Raw genomic sequence first — 24,390 nt, forward strand, 5'->3', positions numbered from 1 at the left:
CAAATAAAGTACCTAAAAAGATTACGATAAAAGCCTGTTTTTAAGAATAAAAATTAATACTTACGGCGCGATATAGTTAACAATTAAAACAGTTGTTCAGCTAGGATATATATTAATAATAATGAGAACGGTAGAGTGTAATTAATCAGCGTTCGGTTTAAACCAACTCAGCCAACTTTAGTTCATTGCCACGGCTAATTTGATGGCATTGTGCTAACAGTAATTCTGCGGTAGCCATGGCATCGGTAAGTGCATGATGGCAACCATAATGAGGTAGCTCATACCGCGCCCTGCAGGCACTGAGAGTTAAATCGTCTAAGCCTATTTCATGGCCTTGTTGGTGCAGGCGCTTTTTTTCAATCTGAAAAGTATCAATAATCAATAAAGGTTGCACATCAATATTATGTGCTTGAAATGCCTGCTTTAAAAATCCCCAATCTAAAGTAGCATTATGAAACACCAAAATAGCATCCGAAAAATGAGCGCTTAGCTTAGCTAAAATAGCCGCTAAGCTTTTTCCATTAGCGACATCTTGCTGGGCAATTCCATGATAAACAGGACTTTGCTCAAGGCGCAGCACTTCTTTATTTATGGCGTGCTGAGCTTGGCTCAATTTAATGCATTGCTTTTCTATCAACACCCACGCAATCGAGACGATTTCATGCAGTTTTGGATCCAGTCCAGTCAACTCTAAATCAATCACTATATAGCGCTGTACTAGTGCGTTTTGAGCAAGTAATCGCTTACGTGCTAAATAACGACTCAACCAACGTTTAACCACTTAGCTTGTCACCTTATTCATAGCAAAACACATATTTATAAACTTCCACGAGCAAACTTAAATGCCGCAGCTTGTTGTGCGAGCTTGAGTAAATAAAACGCTTCTTTTAATTGATGGCGCTCTAGCGAGTTTAACCTATCTGGATTAATACAGTTACTCGGTAGTCCTTCTTCATTTATTTGTGTACGTAAACGTAATTGAGTTAAAAATCGCCAGCAGTCTTTCAAATTATATACATCGTGATTACTTAACAATGAGTGTTTCAGCAATGCATCTAAGCGCTCTTGGGTGTTTGCTCTACGGATCCCTGCTTTTAACGCATACAAGCGCACAATGTCATTGATGATAACCACACCACGCTTTTTCAAATCAATGTATCTATGTTGCTTAGCATCTTTTTCTAACTTGAATTGATTAAATAACCCTATCGGCACAGAATTCGATTTAATATCCGTTGCCATTGCGGCGTAAAATAATTCGTTGCGAGAAATTCGGGTTAGTTGCTCACAAAATGCAGTGTAAAGTGCCGTTGAGCCTTCAATAAAACGTAAATCAAAAAATATTTTACAGTTGAGCATTGCTTCAGGTGTCGGGCTTTTGATCCAGTTAAAAAAGCGCTCACACCAATCCGATATACTCATTCTGCATAATTCGCTGCTTGCCATAATATTACCTGGGCAGCGTTTAATACCGCACTCAACCAACTGTTCGCAAACAAACTCCCCCATGCGGCGATAGTAATCTTGATGTTGCTCGCTTAAGTCATCAGGTAGTAATAAGCCGTTATCTTGATCAGAATGTAAGGTTTGCTCTTCACGCGCTTGAGAGCCAAAACAAATAAAACTAAAGCTAGTAGGAGCGGCACCGTTATCTTCTTGGAATAAATATATTAGTCGTGAGGTTAACGCATCAGTTAAGCCACTGAGTAATTTACCTATTAAAGATATATCATCAATATTATGAGAAAAACTACGCAGTAATTCTGGTACTTCTGCCGCATAACGCTTTAAATCGGCGACACTGCGAGCTTTATAAATACGGCCAATCAATTGTACGGGGTCGCTCTTTTGCTGACGTAATAAGTCTGTGCTGGTGATCATACCCAACGCTTTATGGTGTTCATCCAACACTGGTAAATGATGAATGTTATGTTTGAGCATTAAATGCAGAGCTGAAAAAACACGGTTATTTTCAAAAATAAACTTGGGTTTGACACTCATGATAATGCTAACCGCTTGTTTGGGATCGATTTCATCTGCCAATACTCGGTTACGTAAATCGCGATCTGTAACCACACCAACTAAGCGTTCAAATTCTGTCACCATAATCGAAGACACGCCGTGCTCTTTCATTTTTTTAGCTGCTTGACGAATACTTGCATCGGGCGATAATGTGACCGCTTTACGTGACATCAGTTCAGATATTTTACGTTCAGACCAACTATCGTTTTGGCTTTTATAATGTGAAGAAAGCAGCCGATTTGCATGCGCGCGCACAAAATACTGCTCAAACGTTTTATATTCACGGCGCAAGTAGTCGAAAGCGTCTTGGTTGAGCATATAAACAATGCCCTCTTTTTGCACTGCTAAATGATTTTGAATTGCTTCTCCGGTTAATAACGAAGGAAAACCAAAATACTCTCCTTGCGCTAACCGTGTGATCACATCACCTTTAGCATCCACTAAGTCATACAAACCAGAACGAATTAAAAACAGTTTAGGTGATTCTGATTGCAGCCATTGTGTTTGGTTTTCACGAGTCAGATAAATAACATCTAGGTGCTTTACAAAATAATCCGTAGCACTGCTATTAAGGTGACTAAAAGGAGTTTGTGCTAGCACAAACTGGGCTACTTCCTGTTGCTCATTATTCATTTGTCTACTCGCAAAAAACAATCGTACAATCACTGTACTGCTATCAACGGTAAATAAAAAGCCCGACTTAAGTCGGGCTTTTGGATCTATCAATATTAATTAATAGAGTATCAGCGTTATTAGTGAGCGTGAGCTTCACTAGAACCTTTAGGATTACGAATGCTTTCAACCATTTCTTGAATTTCAAGCGGTGTATCGGCAGTAAATTTAAGTACGATTGCTGCAACTGAGAAATTAATAATCATACCTACTAAACCAATACCTTCCGGTGAAATACCTAAGAACCAATGCTCAGGGCTATTTAGTTCTGGGCTGATGAACTTGAAGAAGATGATATATGCTGCAGTAAAGGTAATACCTGTAACCATACCTAGAACCGCACCTTCTTTATTCATCTTCTTAGAGAAGATACCCATAATGATCGCCGGGAAGAAACTTGCTGCGGCCAAGCCGAATGCAAATGCCACTACCGACGCCACGAATCCAGGCGGATTAATACCAAAGTAAGCGGAGATAACAATCGCAACCATGGCTGCCAACCTCGCTGCGAGTAACTCTTGTTTATCGCTAATGTCTGGTTTTAAGGTCCGCTTAAGCAAATCATGCGATACCGAAGTCGAAATAACTAATAATAAGCCTGCGGTTGTTGATAATGCAGCAGCAATACCACCGGCGGCCACAAGTGCCACGACCCATGCTGGTAAGTTAGCAATTTCAGGGTTAGCAAGTACCATGATGTCGCGGTCAACGTTAACTTCGTTAGCGCTATTTGGATCACTGATCTTACCTGCTGTGTAGAACATTTTGCCATCACCATTTTTATCATTAAAAGTGATTAAGCCCGTTCTTTCCCAATTTTTTACCCATACAGGTGCTTCAGCGTATTCAGTACCACTTCCGTCTTTACCATTTATGGTATCAATCATGTTTACGCGGGCAAATGCCGCAACGGCTGGCGCGGTTGTGTAAACTATCGCAATGAATACTAAAGTCCATGCCGCTGAAATACGCGTATCTTTAACGCGAGGTACAGTGAAAAAGCGTACAATTACATGAGGAAGACCGGCAGTACCCACCATTAAGGCACCAGTAATAGCAAACACATCAATCATGCTCTTAGAGCCTTCAGTGTATTGTGCAAAGCCAAGTTCAGCACTTAAACCGTCCAGTTTATCAAGTACGTATACACCATCGCTGCCAATTAATGTCGCGCCAAAGCCTGTTTGTGGGAAGAAGTGACCCGTCATCATCATAGAGATAAAGATGGCAGGAACAAGGTAAGCAAATACCAGTACACAGTACTGTGCAACTTGGGTATAAGTAATGCCCTTCATACCACCGAGTACCGCATAAAAGAATACGATAACCATACCAATGTAAACGCCAGTTTCAATTTCAACTTCTAAGAAACGTGAGAATACAACCCCTACACCGCGCATTTGCCCTGCAATGTATGTAAAACAAATGAAGATGGCACATAAGATTGCCACTAAACGCGCGGTGCGTGAATAGTAACGGTCGCCGATAAAATCTGGCACAGTAAACTTGCCGAATTTACGTAAGTAAGGTGCTAAACACATAGCAAGTAGTACATAGCCACCTGTCCACCCCATTAAGTAAACGCCGCCATCATACCCTGCAAAAGAGATGATACCCGCCATTGAAATAAATGACGCTGCACTCATCCAGTCTGCGGCTGTTGCCATACCATTAGCCAGAGGCGGAACCCCACCACCTGCTACATAAAACTCTTTTGTTGAACCAGCTCGGGCCCAAATTGCAATGCCGATATAAAGCGCAAAGCTCAACCCGACAATTATAAACGTGAGTGTTTGAACATCCATTGCTTAGCTCCTATTCGTCTACGCCGTATTTTTTATCTAACGTATTCATTTTGAAAACGTACACAAAAATCAAAGCCACAAAGGTATAAATCGCGCCTTGCTGGGAGAACCAGAAGCCAAGTTTAAACCCAAAGAAACGCACTTCATTAAGTACATCAACCAGTAATATGCCAAAGCCAAACGACACGACAAACCAAACTGCTAATAATTTAAACAGCAGTGAAATGTTTTCCGCCCAATAAGCTTTTGCTTGTTCTTCATCTTTAAAAGCCATTTTTTATTTCCTCTTTAACATCTGTAAAAAGTGATGTGTTCGATTTATTCTCGGCTATAAACTTAGCAATGCCTGAACAATATTGAATTGAGACCATAGTCGTAACAACAAGTTAACGTTTACGTAAACTGTACTGAAGTGCTTGTTACAAAAAAGTAAAAATCGTTTTTTATCATAATGTTAAGTATTTCCACTCGGTGATTTTAACTATTCATCCAGGTTATATTGCACACTTGCGACATTAGTCTAATACATCAATAAAACATTAAATTTCTTATATATATCAAATAAATATGTTTATTTTCAGAATACTCACAAAAATTGACAGCTCAAAATAGTGAAAACTTCTGGTATGGTGTGCAATAACATAATAAAAATTGAATAAAAACATGACTGCTGCACTAATTTTTGTCGCTTTAGCGTACATTGGCATATTGTTTTGGCTAGCAAACTGGGGCGATAAAACCACACCGCTGGCAAAACGAATTAGCCATCACCCTTTTGTTTACTCCTTTTCGCTGGGTATTTACTGTACTTCGTGGACTTATTACGGCTCTGTTGGTACTGCAGCTACCAGTAGTTGGAGCTATTTACCTATTCTACTTGGTCCTGCACTGTTGTTTTTTTTCGGACAAGGATTTTTGCGCAAACTGGTACTAGTGAGTAAAAAACAAAATATCACCACCATAGCCGATTTTATCTCTGCCCGTTATGGCAAGCGTCAAACCACCGCCATTATGGTGACTATGATTGCCCTACTAGCAACTATTCCTTATATCGCCTTACAGTTAAAGGCACTGAGCAACAGCTTCTTACTACTACAAAGTGACAATAAAATATCGGGTTCAATGGTCGCGCTTTCTGCCACCCTGATCATGGCTATGTTCGCAATATTTTTTGGCACCCGTAAAGTTGATGTAACCGAATACCGTTCAGGATTAATGCTCGCAGTCGCATTTGAATCAATGATAAAACTACTGGCATTAGTAGCAGTAGCGGCTTTGGCGGTGTACACCTTGTATAATTTACCCAGTGCTAATGAAGGACAAATAAAAGAATCTTTATGGCAACATTGGAATAATTTTAACTTTTTAAGCTTTAACTTTATTGGCCAATCACTGATGGCCGCTGCTGCAATCATCTGTTTGCCAAGACAATTTCACGTTACTGTGGTTGATAACCAAGACAAACGTCACCTATTTACCGCTCGTTGGGCATTTCCACTGTATTTACTGCTGACTGCAGCAATGATTTTACCAATAGCCACCGCAGCTATTCATCCACAGATCGGCAATAGCTTCTCTCCTGATAGTTTTGTACTGGCACTGCCATTAATGAATGACAATGCATTGCTTACCACGTTTGTGTTTATTGGCGGAATATCTGCGGCGACTGCGATGATTGTGGTTGCCACTTTGACCCTAAGTACTATGATCTCAAATGATGTGGTATTACCGCTGATGCTGCGACGTAAATTCAAACGCAACCTGATCACCAGCAGTTATAAGCCACAAATATTACTGGTAAGGCGTTTTACCATCGCCGGTATTTTGATCTTATCGTATTTTTATCAGCAATGGTTTGGTCACGGCAAAGCACTTGCCAGCATGGGATTAGTGGCATTTTCTTTGGTAACGCAATTATTACCGGCCATTGTGGGCGGCCTATACTGGCGCAAAGGTCATGCCTACGGTGTTTATGCTGGTTTATTAGCAGGATTGATTTGTTGGATATTATTTTTAATGTTACCTATTTTAGATGCAGGTAATACACTTGACACCGAACTACAACAAACCCTTATTACCCGCGGCACACTGATCGCTTTATTTGCCAATATTGGCTGTTATATTAGTTTTTCACTGGGAGCTGATGAGCGGTTAATTGATAAAATTCAAGCAGCAGCATTCGTTAATCCCAAGGAGCAAGCAGTACTTGCAAGACGTTTAAACAAAAACGTAAAAGCCACGGTATACGATTTTAAAGTACTGTTACAAACCTTTTTAGGAGTCCAGCGTAGCCAACAAGTATTGACGCATTTTTCACTAACTCACCAACTCGGAGACAATAACACTCACCCCGATCCTGAGTTTATAGCTTACTGCGAACGCGCCTTGACTGGTGTATTAGGCGCCTCTTCAGCGCAAGCTTTGATCCACACGGTAGCATCGGGCAAGCGAATGGCATTTGAAGAAGTGGTTAACTTTTTTGATGAAACAACGCAAGCACTACAGTTTAACCAAAACCTGTTGTTCACCTCTTTAGAGAATCTCAGTCATGGTATTTCAGTTGTTGATAAAGAGCTTAATCTTGTTGCGTGGAATAAGCGCTACGCAGAGATGTTTAATTACCCCGAAGGATTTTTAGAAGTAGGTCAACCGATTGAGCAAATTATTCGTTACAATGCGGAGCGCGGCGAATGTGGCCCTGGTGAAATAGAACGCCAAGTAGAAAAGCGCGTGCAACATTTAAAAAATGGTAGTTCGCATCACTTTATCCGTCACCGTCGTAACGGCCTAGTGTACGAAATGACCGGTAACCCACTGCCTGATGGCGGCTTTGTTACTAGCTTTTCAGATATTACCACTCACATTGCCACACAAAATGCACTTGAAGAAGTGAATATGGATTTGGAAAATCGTATTGAAGCGCGTACCCAAGAAATTCGAACTATCAATAAAGACCTCGAAGCACAAATAGAAAGCCGCGTACAAACAGAGCAAGCACTCACTTTAGCAAAACGAGAAGCAGAGCAAGCCAATGACAGTAAAACCCGCTTTTTAGCTTTAGCAAGTCACGATATTTTGCAACCGCTCAACGCCGCCCGTTTATACCTTGCTGCGATAGATGAAAAATCCCTCGCTGATAATAATATCAATAACTTCGAAAAGCTCGGTGCCAGCCTCGATTCAACAGTGCATTTAATGTCAGCCCTATTAGAAATTGCCAAACTTGAACAAGGTGCGATGACCCCCACCCCTCGCCATTTTAGTATTGATGATATCCTCGCACCACTGCGCAATGAATACGCCATTTTAACAAGCGAAAAAGGCCTCAAGCTCACAGTGCGCAGCGGACAGCATATTGTCCACAGTGATATCACCTATCTACGGCGAATTGTGCAGAACTTAGTATCAAATGCAGTTAAATACACCAATACGGGCAAAGTATTAGTAGCCTGTCGTAAACGCAAACATCACCTGCGCATTGAAGTGTGGGACACCGGCCCTGGCATTAGCGAGGTAGAGCAAGCAAAAATATTTAACGACTTCTACCGCGTAGAGGCCTCTGACAATAAAGGCGTTGGCCTTGGCCTTAGCGTAGTAAAGCGTATGGTAGATTTACTGTCGATTCGCTTAGATGTGCGCTCAACCCCGCAAAGAGGTAGCTGCTTTAGTATTGAAGTCCCTTATGGCGAAAGCCAATTTGTTCAGCAAAAACACGTTACCAATAGCTTGTTTGAAGAGCGCTCTGCAATGAATATCGTTGCCGTTGATGACGACCCTGAAAACCTAAACGCCATGGCCAGTTTATTACAAAAGTGGCAAGCTAATTATCAGTTGTTTGATCAAGTTGAAGGCGTACTCGCATACGCAAATGAACACAGCGCACCGGATGTAATATTAATGGATTATCAGTTAGGCCATGAACACGATGGTATTACATTAATTAAAGCCCTGCGGGAAATTTGGCAAACCAACGTACCGGCAATTTTAATCACCGCAGTACGCGACGTAGAGCTAAAACAAGCGACTAAAGCCGCTGATATTCATTACTTGTCTAAACCAATCAAGCCAGGGAAATTAAAAGCACTGCTAAACCATAGTACGTGAAGGGAAAGGTGCTAGGCAAAAGATTAGAACAGATTGGCGTTAAACAACATAACTAAGTACACCCAACAATCTTATTGGGTGTACTGCTTGAGTTAAATTACCCCGCTGGTGCTTTACTCCTGAGCTTTTGAAACAGCCAGCTTAGGCCAACGAGCGACAGGCCTAAACCAATAAATGATACAGCTTTGAGCAAGCCGGTCAGGCTTGCCATATCAATTAAGAATACCTTCACGATAACCGCGCCGAGAATGCCTAAGCCGACTTTTTGTAGTAGCAACTGTTGTTTTAAATGCCCGGTAATGACCACCAACGCGCCAAGTAATAACCAAATGATCGAATAGCTGTATAGCTCGGCGTCACTGGTCGCTTTATCAAGATAAATGAACCCGCCTTGCCAATATTGGCGGATCAATGTGTTGATAGCTAACACTGCTAATAAGCCTGATGCACCCAGTACTATTTGACTAAACTTAGCATTAAGTGGTTTAACTAATTTAGCCAACCACAGTGTAAGAATACTTGGTACGAGCCAGGTTAATAACAGCCAATTAAATAATGGCATTTCACCAACGTAAAGGCGTATAAATAGTGGATTTTCATATAATGCTGTACTTATCAACAACAAGCCAGCGAGTCCCGCAAGTGCAAGCCCTGCAATGCGATAAAGTTTACCCAGTTGCCCTGCGCTGTGTGACCGATGCAAATAAACGCAGCCAAGTGCTAACCAATTACAACTGAGTAATACCTGCTCATAAAAGCTTAAAGAAGTAAGCTGTGGATAATGCCCGACTAGTTGATAGCTGGTCTCGGTGGTGATAAATAATGCTAAGCAATGTAATGCAGCCCCTTCGAGCCAAATTTTCATATCTGTTTGTTGCCACTGTTTTGCGGCAAACCAAAATAACCCAACCGCTGATGGATACACAATTGCGCTCCAATGCATTGAAAATATGGTTAGATCAAAATAATGTGCCGTCCACGGTGCAAAGGTTAGCCTTGCCAGCACCACAGCCACCAGCACTTTAATAGGCCAATGCGGCATAGGCACATCATGGCGTTTCACCAGATAGCTAATAACCAACACTTGAGCAGCCAGTGCGAGGGTTAACCCGCTATCGGCTAATAACATAGTTAAACAAAGAGTTATATTAACATTAGCGCCAACCCAATAACTAAACTGCTGCCATTGAGTGTGAGCTGTTTGTGCGCGTTTAATTAATACACCACTCGTAACTAGCAACAATACAGTCCATAGCGGATACGCAACGCCTAAGCCTTGCTCGGGTGTTATGGTATAGAGCGTTGCAATCAAGGTAAACACACTAAACGCAGCCACTAAATGAAACGTTAAACGTTTATAGTAACGCGCGCCAAAATAAAGCCCGTATAGACAAAGCCCAACCGCAAGTAATAACCCTACGCCATACATTTCCCTAAATAAAAACAAATGATCATTGCTATCGACACTATAACGTTGTTGGCTAAAGACTAATAACATCGCAACCACTAACGCCACACCTTGCCAAAGATCCCAACGACTATTTTGCAGCACTAAAAATAACAGCATCACGATTAAACACACCATCACTATTTGCCATTGTAAGCTCACCGCCTCTGTCATTATCGCCAGCAATAAAGGAATTACTATCGCTAACAATAACGGATGATCCGGCTGTAATTTTAATAATCGCTGTAAACTATGTGGGCGATATTCTAATAAACGCAAAGTTAAACCTAATCGAGCTATGGCAATTAAACCAATAATAGAGAGCAGTGCAAAACCACCAACAATCCAATATTGCTGCGTATTGATTACACTCAGTGCCACCCAATACCAGCCAATATGCCCAGCCCATAGTAAATACCACAGCCAATTACGTTTTACCTTTTGCGCCACTAATACCGCAGCAAAAGTGATAAAGCCAATGTACATCAGTAAAGCAGCTAAATTACCACTGCCAGTATTAACCCAAATCGGCACGCTGTAAGCGCCAACTATGCCAAGCACGGCCAATAAAGGCCCTAAACGCAGCGCCATAGAGCTTGCGGCCAGTGCAATTACTGCCAGCATCACAAACGCCACGGTTGGGCTTAACATGGCATAGCTTGAATAAGCTAATAACGTTAATGCAAAGCAGCTAATAAACCCGCCACCTGCAAGTGCTGCAGGCACGTAATTATTAAAGCCTTCGAAGACAATACCTTTTCTATGTAAATACTCGGCACCGGCAATTAATGCGACACCAAATAAGCCCCCTAAGGTGAGTCGTAAGCTTGGTGATAATAAGCCGGCATCAAGACTGTATTTTGCTAAAAATATCCCCCCAAAGGCCAGCGCGACGCCGCCAATCCAGGTCATCCAATTTTCTTGGAACTGTGTTTTTAATTTACTAAAGAAAATATCAATAACTGAGGGAGAAGCTTGTTTCGGGCGAGAAGTTGTTATTATAGTCGGTGCGGTGTTTACGTATTTTTTTACCGCTGGTTGCTGATGTAAAGTTGCCTCAGCTTGGGATGATTGTTCTAGCGTAAACGGATGATCTACTTGCGGCTCAGTTATATTAGCAGCAATGTCTCGCGGCACTTGATGCTGCCCGGTATTGTCTACCATGACTCCACGCAGTTGTTTTTTTAATATCGCAATATCTTGCTTTAACGTACTTATTTGCATTAGAGCAATAAGACCGGCAATAGAGCCTGCGACTACAACTAACGATAAAATGACTATGAGCCCTAAAATATCGTCCATTTTTCAATCCTTGACTGCTTTTAATATTCCCTTATAACGTAAAGTGTATTGAAAATATACCCAAAAATCTCAGCCTCGCTATTACGAGGCTGAGATTAAAGTAAGATTACTCTACCGAATCAGTAACCGTTCGCTCTAGCGTCATTTTATAGCCAGTGCTGGTTGTTTCATCATGCTCAAGAATTAATATGTAGTTACCTTCTTGGCTAAAGTCCATATCGCCTTGTTGCATGAGTACAATTTGCTGGCCATTATCTTCATAAAGCACATAAGTGGTGTAAATTTCATTATCGACAACCTGATCTTCTTGATCATACTGATCGATGCCATCAATAATATTTTTAGCATCATCTACGGTTTCACCATTGAGGGTAAATACCACATCAACGTCAGTAATATTTTGCCCCGCGTAACTATCAATTAAGTTAACGACTGTCACCTTATGACTGTAGCTACTTGGCGTTAAGGTTTCTTTTACTGTCATCATTCGCGGGCCGTAATCTTTATCTTTATAAAAAACACCAACATTACTTTGCTCGCGCTCAAGGGTTAGTAAAAAGTTATCAACAATTGCATTTCCTTGCTCATCTAACATAGCAATACTGTAACTGTTTGGAGCAAGCTCAATGTAGTTTGAGTAGCTGTCATTAGCGGTTACTTGCGAAGTGCTGCTTGCGCTCCCCCGCGTTGCACTAAAGCTAGTTTGCGGGTAATCATCAATAGTATTGATAAAACGCAATTGCCCTTGGGCATTTTGATGTTTGAGCGTGGTTACGGTATTGCTTGAAGTAACGAGATCTAGCGTAATACCATGTTCTTCAGTGGCGTAACTTGATCTGATCATCGCAACATAACTGGCATCATCATTTAGGTAAATCGAAGCAGACTCAAATAGCACATCAGTACTGCCGCTTTGCGTTAAATACAGTGTGTAATATCCTTCATCAAAGCTTTGCAGTGCCAGTTCGTTTAAATACCGTGGTGATGCAATTAACTCAGCGGTTTCAAATAAGCCATCATCATTTGCTAAATACACATCAAAACTAATATTTTCTCCGGCAATATTAAAGAAGCCTAAATTAACAGCCCCTTCATCACTGCCGGTTGGTAAACTTAACTCACTGAATGTTGGCTCTGAAAAATCGCCATTCATCACCCATAATTGGGTCATGTCGTCTTTTACCGAAACTGCTTTTTCACTGATCGTTATATAGCTGTCGTTTGCATCAAGGTACTTAAAGCTCACATCATAGTTATTAGTACTGTAATTATGACGAGTGGTAACGCCACCAAAATCAGTGCCTGAGCGCTCAGCATCTTCGATAAATAAACGGGTGTACGGGCTATTATAAGAGCCATTGTATAATTGGATATAACCACTTTTACTCGAGCTTGAGTCATCGCCAGAGCACGCAGTTAGGGTTGCAAGTAAAGAGGTTGTTAGTGCAGTTTTAAATAACGGGCCACGCATGGAATCAATTCCTTATTGTTAATAGTTTGAATTTGACCATTAACAAAAGCAATAATTCCATGATTTACAAAGCATTACCTCCACTTACAAATATTTACGCAACCGTAAATAAATGTACAAACATGCAAAAAAATGCACAATTTCACACATTAAAACAACAAAAAACCAGCGTAGTTACACTGGCTTTTATGCAAAATATAAGTTTATCGAGTGCGTTTAGAAAAACTAAAACTACCTTCATCAATAATACTGCCCGTTAAATCTCGTGGCGTGGTATAAAAGCTCACATCAAGCTTATTGGCTTGATTATCCAGACTGATGTGGCTAAACCCCCATACAAAGCTTTTTGACCAAAGCAAATCATATTCAGGATATTGGCGTTCTTGAAACTGTGCAAACGGGGTATGTTTACCACGCATTTTAGACGCAGCGCCAGAAATGATCAGCGGCAATTTGCCAACGCTATTACCGGTATCAAACTTTGAGCAATCATCGGTTAGTAACTCTAAGTCATGCTCGTGGCCGGCAATATAACCATCTGCATATTTGCAAAGAGTTGGCATTAGTAATTTACGCAGTACGTGGCCTTCACTATATTTAGTGCCCCCAATTGACCATAAAATATGATGCCCATAAACCAGTTTCCATTTAGCAGTCGAGTTTGCAATGCCTTGTTTAAGCCATATAAGCTGAGCTAGGTCTTCATCATTTTGTGGCCCTTCATGGGGGTCGTGTACTTCAAGATCTGCGCGGCCATCACGTATTGCTTGTTGCTCATCTGCTTCACTGCCATCTGGGTTTAGCGGCACATCATAATAACTTTGCCCTGCCAGTAACATATTAGTATCGAGCACAAAAAATTCTACATCGTTACCCGGCTCACCCATTTTGTAGCTATAGTAGCCTTTTTCGTCTAGGTAAAAGTTCGCTTGCTCTGCCATCCATTGCGTTTGTACCGCTACGCCTTTGCGCGAGCTTTTCCAATCATGATTACCTAATGCGGAATACACCACTAAATTAGGCTCAGCTTTAAATAATGGCTCAAGCGGCGCATACACTAAGTCGTGTAAACGTTTTTGGTCGTCTTTACCATCATTAGCATCGGCACCATCAGGGTATACGTTATCACCGAGCTGAATAGCAAATTGGCACGCTTTTGTTTCACACAATTTTGCCATTGCGATCCCCACAGCCTGAGCGCCACCTTGCTCTGTAGCAATCTCAGTGCCTGGATAAATATATATTGGTGCATGGTCAAATTCATCGCGAGGGCGATAATCTTCTAACCAATCAGCAAGCTCTGCGGCTATAAACTGTTGCTTGTTTTTAGGGTTGGTTATGTGTTTAGTTTTTGGATAGTCAACATGATAACCACCATCACCAAAAGCTAAAAACTCAATCTTGTCGGAGGCTTTGTTACTGGTACTTGCGACGTCAGTACTGCTTTTTTTGTTACTTTGAGCTGTGCAACCAACCGTTGCTAAACATGCGGTTAGTGCAATATACAAAATAGTTTTATTAATCATAATATCCTCAACAATGAGCCTACTGTTAAGCAGGCTCATATGTTCACCTTACAAAGAAGAAAACGTAAAACCTAGCTCAAATGTACGACCGTAAGATTCGTACTGGTAGTTGTAACGTTTTTCGCCGTGGTACAAGTACATTGGCTCATCTGTTAGGTTGGTAGCATTGAAATACACGTTCATATTATCGTTTAAGTAATATTTACTGCTGAAATCCAATTGCATGTGGCTATCTTCATAAACCGCCATATCAGCATCATCAAACTGGAAACTCTCACTCTTATATGATGCGCTTAAACGAGTGCTAATAGCATGATTTTCAAAGCCAACAATGATATTTGCCACTGTGTCTGCTTGATTTGGTAATTTTTCATCCGCATCAATAAAGGTTCCGTTTGCACCAAGCACAAATCCTGATTTAAAGGTTTTGTTCCAGTTTAGCTCGATCCCCGTTAATGACGCTTTACCGCCATTAACCATTTGCACTACTTCGTCAAAACCATCCCAATCACCGTTATCTTGTACTTCTTGTTGAATAATAAAGTTGTCGATGTCTTTATAGAAAACACCAGCAGATAACACCCCAATTGAACCAGGATAATATTCGATTGATGCGTCTAAGTTCATTGATTCATAAGGGTCGAGAGCTGGATTACCGACTTCAGCTTTACGCTCTGTAACCATTACGCCTTCATCTTCAACTGTTTCAGTTTCAATTAATTGGTAAGCGGCCGAATCGCTAAAGGTTGGCCGCGCGATAGTATTGGTGTAAGCAAAACGGGTCACTAGTTTATCGCTGATGTTATAGCGTAAATTTAAGCTTGGTAAAAAGTAGTCATAATCTTTACTTACTTGCCAAGGCGTTGTGGTAACAGTTTCTGTATCACTTACTTTATCGACTACTAAGTCAACTTGGTTACCTTGCGTTTCAAACTTAGTACCTTCATAACGCACGCCCGCGACAACATGTAACTTATCAATATCCATGCTAACCATCGCATAAGCGGCGGTAATATCTTCATTACTTACATAACTTTGACCATCAGATTCAACTTGTGACTCATTACTATTGAAAGCAAACGCCTCTTTATTTTTTCTCACAAAGGCTTGAATCGCGCCGCGATCAAGACCCGGTCCAAAACTTCCCAAATCAAAGTCAGGTGCAGGCGCGACAAAGTCGCTACCAAGAGCATCTAAAAAGTCGCCATCATAAATAGCAACCTTTACATCATTACGCTTTTCGCGATTTTGATGTTTAAAACCAAACTTAAATTCACCATTATTATTTTGCCACACAAAATCACGGCTGAAGTCGAGTTTAAAGCTAAGCTCTTCGTCTTCACTAAGGTTATTGGCCGCTTCAATTTTATCCATCTCAAACAGGCTTAAATCGTGGGCATTAGTCGATTGGCTTAATAATGGAGTATCAACGCGCGCAATGTAGCCCATATCAATATCTTTACCAGCAAAGGTCACATCTAAGCGGTTTGGCTCTTTTTCTTCTGATTTAGAATAACCAACATTATATTCAACAAACCAATTATCTAATTGATTTTCACCACCAAGTACCAGTGAAAGAATACTTTGTTCTTCATAACGGTCTTTGGTATCGCGGTCCATTTCTGCACCACTAAAGTTTGCACCGCTCTCGTTGCTATCTAATAGTTTGCCATCGCTAAACTTATACTCATTACGTTGGCGATACTCATCATCAGAAAAGTCACTATATAGTGTGCGTAAATAATATTTATCAGTGGCGCCGCTGTGTAAATCTAAATTAAGTGCTGCACCTAAACGCTCACGGGTAATTTGATACTGGCGTTGCTCAATTTCTTCAGCGCCAAATAATGAGACCTTGTCGCCAGTTGCTGCATCTTCAACATCAAATTCACTCCAACCACCGTCGGTCTCCATATTACGTGAACCAAAATCACGCTTAAACCACGAAATAGCTGTTGCTACACCTAGATCAAGACCACCATCAAGCTCATAAACACTAGTGTAACTACCTGAAAGCTTCGGGCTAGTTTTTGACTCTAATTCGTTATATGAGCCCTGTGCAGTAAAACTATAGCTTTCACCTGCTTTATCAAAGGCACTTAAGCTTTTTACTTCGATAGAGCCACCAATAGCACTGGCATCCATGTCTGGGGTAACAGTTTTACTTACTTCTAAACTTTGAATTAGTTCACTTGGCAATACATCCATCGCCACAGAGCGAACACCGGCCTCAGGCGACGGCACATTTAAGCCATTAACCGTAACGTTGTTTAAATTTGGATCAATACCGCGAATACCAACAAATCGCCCTTCACCTTGGTCGCGAGCGATAAAAATACCCGGTAAACGCTGTAATGCTTCTGCTGCGTTTTGATCAGGGAACTGGCCAATCGAGTCTGCACTGACTACCGATTTTAAATTAGTTGCGTTTTTTTGGCGGTTAATTGCGCCTGCTTGGCCAGCACTTTGGCCATAAACAATGATATTGTCGATGGCTTCTTGTTGCTCACCAATTATAATTTGTTGTGTAAAAACTTGTGAATCAACCACCGTAATTTTTTGTTCTACCGAGGGTGCACCAATGTAATCAACCACTAGGGTGTAATCACCCGCTGGCAACTTATTAAATGAAAAAGAACCATCGCGGTTACTTACCGTATTTAAGTTTAACTCTTTAACCGATACTTTCGCGCCACCAAAATACACACTTTGGCTGGCGTCAGTGATGCGACCTTGCACACGACCATCCGCTAAGGCTGGGGTCGCATATAAAATACCACAACACGCTAATGCAATACTCGATTTGATAAAAGGGTTCATAATTGTTCTCTTGGTTGCTGCTAATGATTTTGATTGTTTACTTGGCCATGCTTGGCTCGCAGCAACACCCTAAGGGGCAATCATGAAAGAAATATGTCAGTACCCGTTACGTCCTTGATAATTAGCCATTGTAAGGGCATTTTAAGTAGTTAAATACGGCAAAATGAGCTGATTTGACCCCCTGTTTTTATGGTTTTTTAATTCAAAAATCAACAATAATCCGTTTGAAAAGTTGCCAACGTAAAAAATATGTCATCACTGTGAGCTAATCTGACCCTAGTGGTGTTTAAGCTGTTTGCTTATTCTGCCTATCAAATATACCTATTGAGCTGACAATGAATTTATCATTTTTAAAATTACATCGCTCATTACTGCTTATCTTAGTGGTGATGTTAACCAGCGTATTAACCCTGACACTTAGCTACGGTCACTATAAAGGCCATAGCCAGATCGATTGGTTTGATGTAGGTGGCGAAGGCGGTATTACTGCCATGACCCTGCTGTGGATCTTTTTTATTCTATTAAGTAGGCCAAAGGGACGAGTAACTAACTTATTATTCTCAGGCCTTGCGATTATGAATCTATCGATGACCCTCGATTTTATTGATGAATTTGTATATTACAGCAATGAACAAGCATGGCTCAGTACTATTGAATCCATTCCTGCACCATTTGGGATGATTTTAATGACCATGGCTTTGTATCATTGGCACCAAGAGCAAATGACCATTAATCAACAATTACGTAATCGCGAGCGCTTTTATCGAGAGCATCAACTCAGTGATGCTATCAGCGGACTAGCTAGCGCCGATTATATGAAAAGCCAGATCAGCCGCGAGCTAAATTTGCTCCACCACAGCCTGCATGGATTTTCATTACTGATGTTAGATATTGCTCAGTTTGATCGGTTTAATCGTCAATTTGGTGATGCAGAAGGCGATAAGCTGTTACAAGAGTTTGCTCAAGTGATCACCTTGAATGTACGTGAACAAGATTTAGTCTGCCGTTACGCCAGTGATTGCTTTATTGTCATGTTGCCCAATACCGAACTCGCTGTCGCAGAGCAGCTAAGCGTATCGTTAGTCAGTGCTTTAGAAGCGTTTTCGTTTAATAGCAGCGACAAAGCAGTGAGCTACAAACAAAAAGTACACACCAGTTTAGTAGCCGCAACGCACCGTGATTCGACCTCTGGTTTACTCAGTCAATTGCATCAAAAATTACTAACGAACAAAAACTTACATGGACATACTGCGTGAGTGCAAGCCTTAGTAACAGCAGTTATATCGACTCTCCTTATCAAGGTTTACAGTCATGGGCAGCGCAATTAGTTGATTTAGCCAAACACCGAGGGGTACACCCTGATAAGTTACTCAAAGGAACTCGATTATTTTATCAAGATTTTGCAGCTGGAACGGCTTCGATCAGTGTTGAGCAATTTTATCGATTACAAGAAAACTGTCGTCAATTTGATAATCAACACCAACTCAGTTTTTTACTAGGGCGAAAACTACTTAATCACAATCCGTTATATAGCGCATTTTCTCAAGCAGAAAGTTTACGCACACTGCAAAAACTACTCACACGCACTCCTTTGCATGGCTTTAACTTATTTAATGCCGAACATAAATACCACCAAGGCCGACATTACTTCATTATCAACCTCAGCTTCGGGGCAATAAATGCAGCCGTAGAACAATTTTGCTGCGAATTATTTGCCAGTTTTATCGCTGCAACATGTAAATGGCGAATAGGTAATAACAGTGATTTATGTTTTTCGTTTCCCTATGCGCAGCCCTCACACATAGAGCAATATCAAACTAACCTACAAGCCAACTGCAAGTTTTCACAACAATTATTTATGGTCAGTATTAGTGATGAACTTTATAACAAACACTTAATAGATAGCTGTCCGAGCCTGCTGCAGCAATCATTAGCAACCATAAAGCAGCACCCTTTACCCGCTGCGCCTTGGCTGCAATTAGTGCGCAATCATATTAGTGCTCAACCACAACAAAACCTCGAAACAGTTGCCCAGCATTTCGCTATGAGCCCCGCCACTTTTAAGCGAAAACTAAAACAACATCATACTCGTTTTAGCGCCTTGCAAGATTGTATCAATCGCCAAACCGCGGTGTTTAATATCGCCACTTTAGCGCAAAGTAACGAAACCCTAGCAGGCGAACTTAACTTTAGCGACTTAACTAACTTTCGCCGCGCATTTAAACGCTGGACTGGGACGACTCCCTCACAGCTGAGAGAATTGATTAACGAACATTAAGTTAACACTTGTAATTAAAGTCCCGCAAATGTACCTTATTAATTGAAATATCGAAATAAGGAAGATCGATGCAGGCATCATTAGAAGATCTAATCAATGGCTGGCAAAATGGTTGCCCGCAAAGTGCTGATGAACTTAAAGCTCGGCTTTACTACCACCTGAAACAAGTTTGTCATGTACATTTAGAAGGTTACCGTAATGAAATCGATTCAACCTATGTATTGCAGCACTTACCGCATACTGGATCGCTACTACATCAGTCACTTATTGAGTTAATTCCGCCACAACAAAGCATTAATCACCAAACACAATTTAATACTTATTTAAGTGTATTTATCCGTAATATTTTACGCGATGAAATTCGCAAGTTTCAAACTCTCAAACGCACTCCTAACGCAGAAAAAATCCAGCAACAAAACGATCAACTAAAACACCAAGAGGATTTTTTAGCATTAGATAGCGCCCTAAATCATCTAGAAAAAAATCATCCGCAAAAAGCTCAAATATTCTCTCAACATTACTTTTTGGGCCTAGATACTAAAGTGCTAGCTAAACAATTCAAGGTCTCACTTGCTACTATTTATCGCGAGTTAGATGCTGCTAAAGCGTTTATAAGAATGCACATAGAATATTAACAAATAAAAGAAGAAGAATAATGAAATTTAGCGACTCACTTAGTCTATTTGAATACTTACTTAAAGAGCACCCAAACAACTTAATGGAAGGGCTGGATGGTATAAAAAATATAAGTAATGACATGCTCAACGAAACCAAACAACTTATCTTAGCTCACAATAAAAACTTACAACAAACACAGTTTCATCAATCAATAAGCCATTCAACAGAACTTTTAAATGAAAATAAAAAAATAGAAAGTTTAATAGGTAAGCACATTAGCCACTTCACATTAGAGGCATTAATAGGCTCTGGAGGTATGGGCGTTGTTTATTTAGCTCGCCGAAATGACGGGAAGTTTGAGCAAAAAGTTGCAATAAAAATCGTCTACCCCACCATTACTGTATTGCATGGCCCGCAAAACCTAACCCGTGAAGCGCAATATCTAGCAAAGCTAAACCATCCAAATATAGCAGGCGTACTGGATGCTGGCGAATGTGAGTTTGGCATGTATATGGTAATGGAATACATAGAAGGTACGACCTTTTTAAGTTACTGCCAAGAGCAAAACTTAAATACTAAACAGCGACTACTTTTATTCTGTAAAGTGTGTGATGCCGTCAGCTATGCTCACCAGAACCGTGTAATCCATGCAGATTTAAAACCATCCAATATACTTGTTAACAAACAAGGTGAGCCAAAACTCGTTGATTTTGGTGTTGCTCGTACGATAAATAATGAGCAAACTGACTTCGTTGTTAATGAATATATCAAGGCTTTAAGTCAAGAATATGCCAGCCCAGAACAACTTGCAGGCCAAGCTCTTACGACCCAAAGTGATGTATATAGTTTAGGAAAAGTATTAAAAAATTTAGTTCAAAAACCTAGCTACGAAATAAAATGCATTACTAATAAAGCCCTGAATGATGTAACTGAACGTTATGAAAGCTCATCACAATTAAAGGTTGAGCTAGAATGCGTTTTAAATAATAAACCTATTAGTATTTTACAAAGCAAACACTATGTCTTAAAAAAATATTCACAACGTCACCCTATTCCAGTAATGCTAGCATCCGCACTGATTATAGCTTCAATAAGCTTTACATCAGTTCTATGGGCTCAAAATACATCACTTATGAAAGAGCAGCAGCTATCGCAATCGATTCTTGAGTTTATGTTCAATACATTTGAGCAAGCCAATCCTGAAGTAAACAAAGGGCAACCAATACTGGCCAAAGACTTACTCCTAAAACAACAACAAAAAACACACACTGAGTTTAACAACAACCCTGAAATTATTTATAGATTAAATAAAAAAATAGGCGACTCATTAACAGCTCTAGGAGAATACCAAAGTGCAAACAATGCTTACCAACAAGCGCTAAATATTAAACTAGAAGAAAACGAAAACGATTTTTGGTTAGCCAGTGAAATAGCAGAGAATTTAATCCAACTTAGTCAATTCGAGCAAGCTAAGCATCACTTACAAGAACCCTTAACCCACGATAATCAAAAGCAAGCAAGGTATTATCAATTACTCGGTAGAATTTATGCTGGCCTTGAAAATTATAAAAAAGCGAATGAGTTATATACTAAATCATTGGGTTTTAACCCCGATAAAAAATTAGAGTCGTTGATTTTAACTGATCAAGCCATCAATTTAGTGCATTTATCTAACTACCCTAAATCGCTAGAATTACGCGAAAAAGCGCTAAGTATTATTACCGAATATTTTCCTGAAGATGACGTGAGTATTGCTTTAGCAGAACATGAAATAGCCATTATCTTTCACAACATGGGTAAATACGAAGAAGCACTAAAATATTTTGATTCTAGTTTAGCAAAGAGTATTAAAATATATAGTAAAAACCACCCTTTGATAGCCGAGCAACTAGCTAATCTAGCGAATACTTACGCAGAGTTAAAAGAAACAGAGAAGGCAATTTTAACACTGAAAGATGTAACACAAACTCTAGAGAATTTCTATCCATCCGCTCATACAGATACGGGCTTTAGCTATGTCTACTTAGGCAATGCACAATTAGACGCAAAGGATTATAAGGCCGCTAAGAGGAACTTTGAGCAAGCACTTGCGATTGATGCTCAGCTTAATCAAAGTGATTCCCACCTAAAATTGGGTGCCCTAAACGGTTTAGCATTAGTTTACCGATTCACTGAGCAATACTCAAAAGCAAAGCAAGCATTCGCTGATTTACTCAACTTAGTTACTAATGAATATGGTATGGATCACCCAAGGCGTGGAATTGTTCTTGTTAATAGCATACCTGTTGAAGTCGCTCTCAATAATAAGCAAAAAGCTAAAGAAAATGGACAGGAAGCGATTAAAATATTTGCCAAACAATATGGCGAGGATAGTCAGTTTATTGAAATGGTTCAAAAACGAATTAAAGATCTTTAAAGTACAAGAAGCTGCTTTGGCAGCTTCTTGTTCATAAAGTTGGCCTGAGATTACTTAACCACGCCACTATTTTGATTATCCCGGTGAATTTTAGACCAAGTATTAGGCATTAAACCTGTGCTGTCGGTTTGAATAGCCACAAGCTTACCTGTTGCACTTGCGGCCGATACATTACTTTCAGATAAAGTACCTATGTATAAAACCCCCTGACTATCGATAGCTGGAGAAGACCAAGTTACATTTGCTTTTAAATCATATTGCCATGCAAGCGTGCCATCTGGTTTATATGTATAAAGTAAATTACTTTCTGAAGAAAAGTACACATTACCATTATCGCCAATGGTAGGAGACACATAAACATCACCGGTAATTGCCACTTGCCATTTTATACTTTTATCATTGATATCGAGTGCGTAAAACTCACTATCATCATTATTTTTTGTACCAAAATAAATCGTACTACGCGACTCATCTATCGCTACCGATGAGCGAATGTATGGCGCCTCGAACACCTGCGGGTTTGGTAACTCAAACTGCCAACGAAGATCCAAATTATCATCAAAGCTGTATAAAACTCCGGCTTCAGACCCAAAGTAAATATTATTGTTAGAATCAATAGCTGGAGTAGAGTAAACCAAGTCACCTTCAAAGGTGTCTATATCTTTGAATTCGCCAACTAACTCATAACTATTTAAATCAAGCTTAAGTACGCGTCCTTCATCATAAAATACCAATTCTCCATTGTGATTTACCGCTCCATTTACAAATCGGTCTTGTCGCTCTACACAGTTACATAAACGCTCAAACAAGCTATCACCCGTTTGCGCATTAAAAGCGCGGATATCTAAACCGGTATATATAACTTGGCCTTCAAAAGCCGCAACCTTGGTTAAACCAGAACCTGTTTGAAAGCCATAATCAGATACGCGTTGACGCCACATTTGCTCGCCGCTACTATTTAGAGCTACTAAATCGCGATATGCTTTTTCAAACTCACCTACTCGCTTATCAACAGTGAAATAAATATTTTCATTATGTACAACAGGGCTTGAACGCACTTCTTCACCATTAGGCAAAGTGTAACGCCACTTTTCACTGCCATTGCGGTTATAAGCTACCATCAAATCACTGCCTGCGGGGTCATTGCGTACATTCTTAGCTGTGCCTATATAAATTGTTTGCTCATCAGCACTAAGTGCCGGTGACGAGTAATAAGCAAAGCTTGTTGTTGGTAATAATTTTTCCCACACTAAGCGCGACGCTTCTACTTTATCTGGCTGTTTATCTGCATCAGATTTTGTAGTTTGTGAGTCATCGCTACCACCTCCACAAGCAGATAGAAGAAGACTGAACGTGAATAAAATTGATGTTTTAACTTTAGGTGATTCAAACTGTAACTTCATGTAATTCCTTAGATAGTTATTATTTATAGCTAAATAAATTTTACGAAGAAATCACAACAATGACAGACACGAATAGCAGTTAAATTTTTCTCATAAATTTAAAATATTTTTATCTGTCTTAATGGCGTTACTAAATCGTTGAGACGAATTACTTATTCTTAGCGTCTGGTATTGCCTCTACAGGCACGCAACTATTAGGGTCTAGCTCAAAGCCCTCGTGCAATGCATTTTGCATTTTAGCTAAAAACGCTTTACTTAAAGGCTCACGTGCCGTGATTGAATGATATTCAACCTCTCCTTTATGTGTACATTTATAAGGATATACATACTGATTTTCATCAATCTCTGCAGATGGGTCACTCATCGCGCACCCTGATAAAACACCAACCATCAAACAACAAAAAATTAAACGAGCCACAATCACCTCCATACAACACCATAACAGCGGGTTTACCCCCGTTCTTTTAAGGGTTTACCCCGCGTCGGCCTTATAACCTAACATTTAC

15 protein-coding genes are annotated in these 24,390 nt (G+C 40.3%); 5 read left to right on the forward strand and 10 right to left on the reverse strand.

Annotated elements, in window-relative coordinates:
- Positions 1-157: 157 nt before the first annotated feature.
- From H5183_RS09255 to H5183_RS09270, 4 genes are all read right to left on the reverse strand, one after another.
- Positions 158-781 (reverse strand): 3'-5' exonuclease, encoded by a 624-nt coding sequence (locus H5183_RS09255; protein ID WP_145235327.1) that lies wholly within the window; start codon positions 779-781, stop codon positions 158-160.
- Between the two features lie 35 nt (positions 782-816).
- Entirely contained in the window at positions 817-2,655 is a 1,839-nt protein-coding gene (locus H5183_RS09260; protein ID WP_182731516.1) for a DUF294 nucleotidyltransferase-like domain-containing protein, read from the reverse strand.
- A 119-nt stretch (positions 2,656-2,774) separates the two neighbouring features.
- The gene (locus tag H5183_RS09265) at positions 2,775-4,499 is read right to left on the reverse strand and encodes a sodium:solute symporter family protein (protein ID WP_145235323.1); all 1,725 of its coding nucleotides are present in this window, start codon (positions 4,497-4,499) and stop codon (positions 2,775-2,777) included.
- A 10-nt stretch (positions 4,500-4,509) separates the two neighbouring features.
- Positions 4,510-4,773, reverse strand: a complete 264-nt coding sequence (locus H5183_RS09270) for a DUF4212 domain-containing protein (protein WP_004586074.1) — start codon at positions 4,771-4,773, stop codon at positions 4,510-4,512.
- 389 nt (positions 4,774-5,162) lie between these two features.
- Between H5183_RS09270 and H5183_RS09275 the strand changes: the two genes are divergently transcribed.
- Entirely contained in the window at positions 5,163-8,603 is a 3,441-nt protein-coding gene (locus H5183_RS09275; RefSeq protein WP_182731517.1) for a PAS-domain containing protein, read from the forward strand.
- A 97-nt stretch (positions 8,604-8,700) separates the two neighbouring features.
- Here the strand turns inward: H5183_RS09275 and H5183_RS09280 are convergent, their stop codons facing one another.
- From H5183_RS09280 to H5183_RS09295, 4 genes are all read right to left on the reverse strand, one after another.
- A complete protein-coding gene (locus H5183_RS09280; RefSeq protein ID WP_182731518.1) occupies positions 8,701-11,352 on the reverse strand; it encodes a DUF2339 domain-containing protein in 2,652 nt (883 codons plus the stop codon).
- Positions 11,353-11,458: 106 nt separating this feature from the next.
- Positions 11,459-12,823, reverse strand: coding sequence for a hypothetical protein (locus H5183_RS09285; protein ID WP_182731519.1), 1,365 nt, complete (start codon positions 12,821-12,823; stop codon positions 11,459-11,461).
- Positions 12,824-13,026: 203 nt separating this feature from the next.
- Positions 13,027-14,349: a metallophosphoesterase gene (locus H5183_RS09290; RefSeq protein WP_182731565.1), complete on the reverse strand. Its 1,323-nt coding sequence runs from the start codon at positions 14,347-14,349 to the stop codon at positions 13,027-13,029.
- A gap of 48 nt (positions 14,350-14,397) precedes the next feature.
- A complete protein-coding gene (locus H5183_RS09295) occupies positions 14,398-17,169 on the reverse strand; it encodes a TonB-dependent receptor (RefSeq protein ID WP_182731520.1) in 2,772 nt (923 codons plus the stop codon).
- Positions 17,170-17,504: 335 nt separating this feature from the next.
- On the opposite strand from H5183_RS09295, the gene H5183_RS09300 reads away from it, so the two are divergent.
- The 4 genes from H5183_RS09300 (at position 17,505) to H5183_RS09315 (ending at position 22,481) form a co-directional block, all read left to right on the forward strand.
- Positions 17,505-18,425 carry a GGDEF domain-containing protein gene (locus tag H5183_RS09300; protein WP_182731521.1) on the forward strand — a complete coding sequence of 307 codons (921 nt, stop codon included), beginning with the start codon at positions 17,505-17,507 and terminating at the stop codon, positions 18,423-18,425.
- Entirely contained in the window at positions 18,422-19,447 is a 1,026-nt protein-coding gene (locus tag H5183_RS21950) for an AraC family transcriptional regulator (RefSeq protein ID WP_182731522.1), read from the forward strand. Before H5183_RS09300 ends, H5183_RS21950 begins: the two co-directional genes overlap by 4 nt.
- Before the next feature lie 68 nt (positions 19,448-19,515).
- Entirely contained in the window at positions 19,516-20,082 is a 567-nt protein-coding gene (locus H5183_RS09310) for a sigma-70 family RNA polymerase sigma factor (RefSeq protein WP_182731523.1), read from the forward strand.
- Positions 20,083-20,102: 20 nt separating this feature from the next.
- Positions 20,103-22,481: a serine/threonine-protein kinase gene (locus H5183_RS09315; RefSeq protein WP_182731524.1), complete on the forward strand. Its 2,379-nt coding sequence runs from the start codon at positions 20,103-20,105 to the stop codon at positions 22,479-22,481.
- A 50-nt stretch (positions 22,482-22,531) separates the two neighbouring features.
- On the opposite strand, the gene H5183_RS21625 is transcribed toward H5183_RS09315, so the two are convergent.
- Both H5183_RS21625 and H5183_RS09325 read right to left on the reverse strand, forming a co-directional pair.
- On the reverse strand, positions 22,532-23,884 hold the full coding sequence (locus tag H5183_RS21625; RefSeq protein WP_220496305.1) for a PQQ-binding-like beta-propeller repeat protein: 1,353 nt from the start codon (positions 23,882-23,884) through the stop codon (positions 22,532-22,534).
- Positions 23,885-24,032: 148 nt separating this feature from the next.
- A complete protein-coding gene (locus tag H5183_RS09325; protein ID WP_182731525.1) occupies positions 24,033-24,302 on the reverse strand; it encodes a hypothetical protein in 270 nt (89 codons plus the stop codon).
- Positions 24,303-24,390: the final 88 nt, after the last annotated feature.

It is taken from the genome of Pseudoalteromonas sp. SR44-8, assembly GCF_014163635.1.
Classification (GTDB): Bacteria; Pseudomonadota; Gammaproteobacteria; order Enterobacterales; family Alteromonadaceae; genus Pseudoalteromonas; species Pseudoalteromonas rhizosphaerae.

Bases quoted from the DNA above. Each gene is read 5' to 3' on its own strand.
- H5183_RS09285 (WP_182731519.1), bottom strand. From the start codon at position 12,823: ATGCGTGGCCCGTTATTTAAAACTGCACTAACAACCTCTTTACTTGCA.
- H5183_RS09290 (WP_182731565.1), bottom strand. From the start codon at position 14,349: ATGATTAATAAAACTATTTTGTATATTGCACTAACCGCATGTTTAGCA.
- H5183_RS09300 (WP_182731521.1), top strand. From the start codon at position 17,505: ATGAATTTATCATTTTTAAAATTACATCGCTCATTACTGCTTATCTTA.
- H5183_RS09265 (WP_145235323.1), bottom strand. From the start codon at position 4,499: ATGGATGTTCAAACACTCACGTTTATAATTGTCGGGTTGAGCTTTGCG.
- H5183_RS09280 (WP_182731518.1), bottom strand. From the start codon at position 11,352: ATGGACGATATTTTAGGGCTCATAGTCATTTTATCGTTAGTTGTAGTC.
- H5183_RS21625 (WP_220496305.1), bottom strand. From the start codon at position 23,884: ATGAAGTTACAGTTTGAATCACCTAAAGTTAAAACATCAATTTTATTC.
- H5183_RS09315 (WP_182731524.1), top strand. From the start codon at position 20,103: ATGAAATTTAGCGACTCACTTAGTCTATTTGAATACTTACTTAAAGAG.
- H5183_RS09275 (WP_182731517.1), top strand. From the start codon at position 5,163: ATGACTGCTGCACTAATTTTTGTCGCTTTAGCGTACATTGGCATATTG.
- H5183_RS09270 (WP_004586074.1), bottom strand. From the start codon at position 4,773: ATGGCTTTTAAAGATGAAGAACAAGCAAAAGCTTATTGGGCGGAAAAC.
- H5183_RS09260 (WP_182731516.1), bottom strand. From the start codon at position 2,655: ATGAATAATGAGCAACAGGAAGTAGCCCAGTTTGTGCTAGCACAAACT.
- H5183_RS09295 (WP_182731520.1), bottom strand. From the start codon at position 17,169: ATGAACCCTTTTATCAAATCGAGTATTGCATTAGCGTGTTGTGGTATT.
- H5183_RS09310 (WP_182731523.1), top strand. From the start codon at position 19,516: ATGCAGGCATCATTAGAAGATCTAATCAATGGCTGGCAAAATGGTTGC.